Here is a 6,398-nt window from a genome sequence, read left to right as displayed (position 1 = left end):
GGAGATGACGATCACTACGAGCGCAATCCACACCGCCGCGTCCCGCAGCCCAGGAATGGCTGCCGCCGTATAACCCAGAAGGATCAATCCGGTCCCCCAGACGAGCGCCCCGAGCACGACCGCGATCAGAAAGCGGGACCATGACATCGCCACGGTCCCGGCGAGTACCGGCGCGAACGTCCTCGCCCACGGCACGAAGCGGGCCACAACCAGGGTGATCGGCCCGAACCGCCGGTAGAATTCCTCCGTACGGGCCAGCACCGTGGCGTGCCTGCGCTCCAGGTACGGCCGGCCGAGACGATGCCCGGTGTAGTAGCCCGCCGCCGCCCCGACGGTGGCTGCCGCCGCGACCCCGATCGCGAGGACCGCGACGGACACGTTCGACGCCGCGTCCGCCGCCATCAGCCCGGCCGCGAAGAGAATGGTGTCACCCGGAAGCCAGAACCCGATCAGGATCCCGCTCTCGACGAAGATGACCGCGAAGAGGACGACGTACAGCGTCATCCCGGACAGGCTGCCGACGTCCACTCGACCAGTGTGCCGGCCCTTGGTCGGCACCCGCCGACCAAGTCGGCGGGGACCACATCGCGCGGATCCGCACCGCGCCGGCGACGTCAGCCGCATCCGATCCCGGGACGGGGCAAGGCGTCATACCCTTCGCCCATCAGGAGTCCACGGCGGGCTTCGGCCCGATCCGGCTGCCCTGCACCGCGGGTGCATGGCTGATCGGCGCCCCTACAGGTTCGTAAGGAGCCCCACCGATGCCCATCGCCACGCCAGACGTATACGCCGAGATGCTCGACCGGGCGAAGGCCCAGTCCTTCGCCTACCCCGCGATCAACGTGACCTCGTCGCAGTCCCTGAACGCCGCGCTGCGGGGCTTCACCGAAGCCGGCAGTGACGGCATCGTGCAGGTGTCCACCGGCGGTGCCGAGTACCTGTCCGGCTCGACGGTGAAGAACATGGTCCTCGGCGCGGAGGCACTGGCCGAGTTCGCCCACCACGTCGCGGAGGCGTATCCGGTCAACATCGCCCTGCACACCGACCACTGCCCGGCCGACAAGCTTGACACCTACATCCGTCCCTTGATCGCGATCTCGAAGAATCGGGTGGCCCAGGGGCGCGAGCCGCTCTTCCAGTCGCACATGTGGGACGGCTCGGCGGTCCCCCTCGAGGAGAACCTCAAGATCGCCGAAGAACTACTCGCGGACGCCGCCGCCGCAAAGATTGTTCTCGAGGTCGAGATCGGGGTCGTCGGCGGCGAGGAGGACGGCGTCGTCGGCGCGATCGACGAGAAGCTCTACACGACGCCGGAGGACATGTGGCGGACGGCCGAGGTGCTCGGCACCGGCGCGAAGGGGCGCTACCTGCTCGCCGCCACCTTCGGCAACGTGCACGGTGTGTACAAGCCCGGAAACGTCAAGCTACGCCCGACGATTCTGCACGAAGGACAGGAGTACGTCGCCAGGAAGCTCGGGCTGCCAGCCGGCGCGAAGCCGTTCAACCTCGTCTTTCACGGCGGTAGCGGGTCGGCTCTCACCGAAATCCGCGAGACCCTCGACTACGGGGTGGTCAAGATGAACGTGGACACGGACACCCAGTACGCATTCACCCGCCCCATCGTGGACCACGTGTTCAAAAACTATGACGGCGTTCTCAAGGTGGACGGTGAGGTCGGCGTGAAGAAGGCGTACGACCCGCGTACCTACGGAAAGCTCGCGGAGAGCAGCATGGCGGCCCGCGTCGCCCAGGCGTGTGAGGACCTCCGTTCCGCCGGCACCAGCCTCGGGCGGGCATAGTCCGGCCCAGGAGCGCACGCCGGCTGGCGGGATCGGTTCGTCGGATACCGGCCGGCCTGTCCGCCGGCTGGCGGACAGGCGGACAGATAGCCACCGGCCGCGAAACCAGGCAACCGAGCAACCGCCGCCGCTCGTCCGAGGACATTCTCCGGGCCCCTCGGTCCGACCCTCTCCATCATTTCCGGCGGACGGAACGACCGGCACGCGGCGGACATCCGACCCGCCCCGGTCCGATGCACGACCCGCCGATTTCCCGTACTATGCCGGCCCGCACGGTCCCCCGGTCGCTCCGACGGCTGGGGGACCACTGTTTAGCGGGCGCGGCATCCCGCTCCTCGCGTAACGCCGCCCCCGCCGGCAACCAGCAGGTTTCGGCCAAATGAGCGGACACGCACCGGACCTTCGGTAACCGTTCACCTACCGCCCCGCCCCCACGGAACCCCTTCGCCCACTGCGGTGGCCCGACAGGCGCTTTTTACAGTAGGTGTCCGATTGAATCCGCCGTGTGCAAAAATCACAACGCTGTAAGTTACCGCCCGATTTCCGTTGTTTTTCTCACAAAAACAGGCTTCAATGGACGAAGTGTAGTATCAGGCCGATCACTCGCGTCGATCTCGTAGCAGGGCCGTCACGCCTTTGTCGACATGTCACACATCTGGCCTGATGTGGGACTCTCCGCTCATCGTCGACCATCGGCAAACAGGGTGACCGGCCGAGCACAAATGCCTCCGCACGCCGTACCGCCAGGTTGATGAGCGGGCGCGCACGCGCGATACCAGGCCGCCAGTTCCTACTCAAGCAGGCGCGCCGAGTGTGCTCTTTTTCACGCACCCTATTCAATGCTTGGCGACTCGCCGGGCGGCGTGGTTATGGTTTTCGCCGTGCCCGGCAACAACGTCGGGCATTCGTCGGGCGGCACGCCGAATCCTGCCCCTGGCCGACGATTTCTCGAACCGGGCGGCAGGAACGGGGGACCCATCTCCGAGTATCGAAAGGATTCGATGCTCTCGGGGTGAAGCCATGTGCGACGACCACACGGAAAGGTATTTCCGGTGCGGCTTCCGTCTCCAGGGATCCCTGGCACGGCCGGGCAGTTCCCAGCCCGAATCCGACAGCTCACCTCGCAGGCGTGGGGAAGGACCACAAGACATGTCCGACGCACGTATCAGTGGCCGACAATGCCGCGCCGGTACCCGCAGCCGGGCCCGGGCTCTCGTGGTCGCGCCAGTACTCGCGGCGGCGGTGGGCGGCACCTTCGCGCTCAGCCAGCCGGCCGATGCGGCCACCACCTGGACGGGCCTGCGGCAGTGCGAGTCCGGCGGTGACTACACGACCAACACCGGCAACGCGTACTACGGCGCTTACCAGTTCTCCGCCAGCACTTGGCACAGCCTCGGCTACGGCGGTCTGCCGCACCAGGCTCCCCCGGCCGTCCAGGACGAGGCCGCACTCAAGCTCGCCCGGAGGTCCGGCTTCGGCCAGTGGCCGGCCTGTGGCCGCGGGATGGGCGCCGACCAGCTCGCGGGCGGCTCGTCGAGCTCCTCGGGCCAGGCCTCGCGCACGACGGAACGCCGCGAGCTGACGGTCAGTCCCATCTCCATGAGCACTCCTGTATTCACCCGTAACCTGACGACCGCACTGGCCAGGCAGGTACGTGACGACGTGCGGGCCTGGCAGGCCCGCGTCAACCATCTGGGCTATCCGCTCACGATCGACGGCCGCTACGGACCACGCTCCGCCGCAGTCGCCCGCGCCCTGCAGGCCGCCAAGGGACTCGCCGTCGACGGCATCGTCGGCCCGGCGACCTGGCGGGCCACCTTCCGCTGATCCGCTGATCCTCTCCATCAGCTCCATCAGCTGATCCATTCGCTCCGCTCCCGTGGCGGAGGGACGACCGCCGCGGGAACCGGACATCCCACCCCGGCGACACCGGTCAGGGGATCTCACCTCGACGACGGGCTGGCCCGACCGGCCTCCGGACGATCTCCGGTTGACGGCCCGTACGGGCCGGCCCGTACAACCCACCACCAGCATCACCCGGACCGCACCCTGACATCACCCGGACCGCACCCTGACCGGCCTCCGGCAGGGCCGATCCTCGGCGGGGCCGATCTTCGGCAAGGCCGACGAGGAACAGCAGGACCAGCGAGCCACCTGCGGAACCTGTATGGAAGTGGCACGATTCGCGCGATCCTCACTGGTTACTCCGGACCACCCCGGTTTGCGCTCCATGAGCGGTTCTCGCTAGAGTGCCTCTCACTCGCCTCGTCGGCGAGGCCGCCCGGACGGACGCCGAGTCCTGCCCCCGTACGAGCGGCCGGAACGAACATCGACCGCAGCGGGCAGGAGTGGGGGACCCACATTTCGGGCGCCGCAAGCGGCGTCCTTGGGGTAAAGCCGGTGCGTCCCGGCCCATGGTGGAGAGCGGTTCCCACCCGGGGTCGGATCCTCCGGCCGGGCCATCCCAGCCCGCACCCGACAGCTCACCCCGCAGGCGACGGGATTGGACTGACATGCCCTCTGGGCGTCGTGGCGGCAGACATCGAGCACCGCAGGCCCCATCGCCCGCCGGTCGCATCCTGCGCACCACCGGCGCGGTCACGGCCATCGTCGGCAGCGGCCTCGCGGTCACCGCGGCTCCGGCGGGCGCGGCCACCTCCGACGACTTCGCCAAGCTCCGCCAATGCGAGTCCGGCGGCAACTACGCGGTCAACACCGGCAACGGCTTCTCCGGTGCCTACCAGTTCGACGACCAGACCTGGCACGGGCTCGGGTACTCCGGCCGCCCGTACCAGGCATCGCCCGCCACGCAGGACGAGGCGGCCGCGAAGCTCTACAACCAGCGGGGCTGGCAGCCATGGCCGTCCTGCTCGGTCAAGATGGGCCTGACCAACAACGGCCCGGCCAGTGTCCCGGGCGGCTCCGGTGACGTCATCCAGCAGGCCATCACCCCGGTGGAACCCCCCATAACGCTGGACCGGGCCCGCCGGGAGATGGGGGACGGCTCGTTCAGGGGCACGGTCCTCGACGCGTCCCTCAGCGACGACGTTCGCCCGGACGCCTTCGTCTGGCAGGACAGGATGCGTCAGAAGGGCTTCGTACTCACCGTCGACGGCAAGTTCGGACCGCAGTCGCAGGGCATCGCCGCGCTGTACTCGTACCTCACCCGGGTGAGCGACGGTCAACCCGGGGTCGTCGGCCAGAATCTGTGGAACGTCAGCGTCAGGGCCTGACCGACCGGTCACCGTGCGCGCAGGGCAAGCGCGTCCGGGGTGACCTCCATGACGTGTGCGGCCGGTCGTCGGGCAGGATGCACTCATGATGACGCCGTCCACCTCGGGAAAGCCCAACCTGCTCTCCGGTCCGCCGCCGACGCTCCTGCCCTCCGACGCGGCCGCGACCGATGCGCTGGTCGCCGGTGATCCGCCGGATGCCGTCGCCGCCCGGCTGTCCGCGTTCAGCGTGCCTTGGGCCGCGCTCGCCGAGCTCGCGCTCACCGGCGGACGACCCGTCGAGGCCTATGCCTACGCCCGCACGGGCTATCACCGCGGCCTCGACGCCCTGCGCCGCTCGGGCTGGAAGGGCAACGGGCCGATCCCCTGGTCACACGAACCCAACCGCGGGTTCCTGCGTTCGCTCGCCGCTCTCGGTCGGGCGGCCGCGGCCATCGGGGAGGCCGAGGAGGCCACCCGCTGCCGGATGTTCCTGGCCGACAGCGATCCCGTCGCTGCCAGTGAGCTCGGCTTCACCTGACAGTGAGTTCATCAGGCCGTGTCGGTGGTGGAGACCAGCGAGGATGCCGCAGCCGGCCCCACGACCCCGTCATCCCTAGTAACCTCGCCCGGTGCCTGCTCTTGTCCTCATCGGTGCCCAGTGGGGCGACGAGGGAAAAGGAAAGGCGACCGACCTCCTGGGCGGCGCCGTCGATTACGTCGTCCGCTACCAGGGTGGCAACAACGCCGGCCACACCGTGGTCATCGGGGCGGAGAGTTACGCGCTCCACCTGATTCCCAGTGGCATGCTGCGGGCCGACTGCGTTCCCGTGATCGGCAACGGGGTCGTCATCGACCCGGGCGTGCTGCTGGCCGAGATGGACGGGCTCACCGCCCGCGGCATCGACGTCTCCCGGCTCCTGATCAGCGCGAACGCCCATCTGATCATGCCCCATCACCGGGCGCTGGACCGGGTCATCGAGCGCTACCTGGGCAAGGCGCGGATCGGTACCACCGGTCGCGGCATCGGTCCCACCTACGGCGACAAGGTTGCCCGTACGGGCATCAGAGTGCAGGATCTCCTCGACCCGGGCATCTTCCACAAGAAGCTCGAACTGGTGCTACGGGAGAAGAACCAGATCCTGGCCAAGGTCTACAACCGGCGCCGGATCGAGCTCGACGAGGTGGTCGAGGAGTACGCCGACTACGCGAAACGCCTGCAACCCCACATCGCCGACACCGGTCTGATCCTCGACCGGGCGCTGCGCGCGGGCAAGGTCGTGCTGCTCGAAGGCTCCCAGGGCACCCTCCTCGACGTCGACCACGGCACCTACCCGTTCGTCACCTCATCGAACCCGACCGCCGGCTACGCGGCCACCGGCGCCGG

6 protein-coding genes and 1 riboswitch are annotated in these 6,398 nt (G+C 68.7%); of the genes, 5 read left to right on the top strand and 1 reads right to left on the bottom strand.

What is annotated here, in order from left to right; translation table 11 throughout:
* Positions 1-528: DedA family protein (locus AC08ON_RS05500; RefSeq protein WP_476616562.1), on the bottom strand; the 528-nt coding region annotated here is incomplete at its 3' end.
* Positions 529-761: 233 nt separating this feature from the next.
* On the opposite strand from AC08ON_RS05500, the gene fbaA reads away from it, so the two are divergent.
* The 5 genes from fbaA to AC08ON_RS05475 all read left to right on the top strand — a co-directional run.
* A complete protein-coding gene (fbaA, locus tag AC08ON_RS05495) occupies positions 762-1,799 on the top strand; it encodes a class II fructose-bisphosphate aldolase (protein WP_476607217.1) in 1,038 nt (345 codons plus the stop codon).
* A gap of 918 nt (positions 1,800-2,717) precedes the next feature.
* Positions 2,718-2,930, top strand: a riboswitch (cyclic di-AMP (ydaO/yuaA leader).
* An 18-nt stretch (positions 2,931-2,948) separates the two neighbouring features.
* Entirely contained in the window at positions 2,949-3,626 is a 678-nt protein-coding gene (locus tag AC08ON_RS05490; protein ID WP_476607216.1) for a transglycosylase family protein, read from the top strand.
* A gap of 686 nt (positions 3,627-4,312) precedes the next feature.
* Positions 4,313-5,032, top strand: a complete 720-nt coding sequence (locus tag AC08ON_RS05485; RefSeq protein WP_476607215.1) for a transglycosylase family protein — start codon at positions 4,313-4,315, stop codon at positions 5,030-5,032.
* Positions 5,033-5,117: 85 nt separating this feature from the next.
* Complete coding sequence (locus tag AC08ON_RS05480; protein WP_476607214.1) at positions 5,118-5,552, top strand: DUF3151 domain-containing protein; 435 nt, start codon at positions 5,118-5,120, stop codon at positions 5,550-5,552.
* A gap of 91 nt (positions 5,553-5,643) precedes the next feature.
* Positions 5,644-6,398, top strand: a 755-nt coding sequence (locus tag AC08ON_RS05475) for an adenylosuccinate synthetase (protein ID WP_476616560.1), incomplete at its 3' end; no start/stop codon positions are given.

Source organism: Frankia sp. CoWAU3 (genome assembly GCF_977971855.1).
This window is presented reverse-complemented; position numbering and strand designations above follow the sequence as displayed.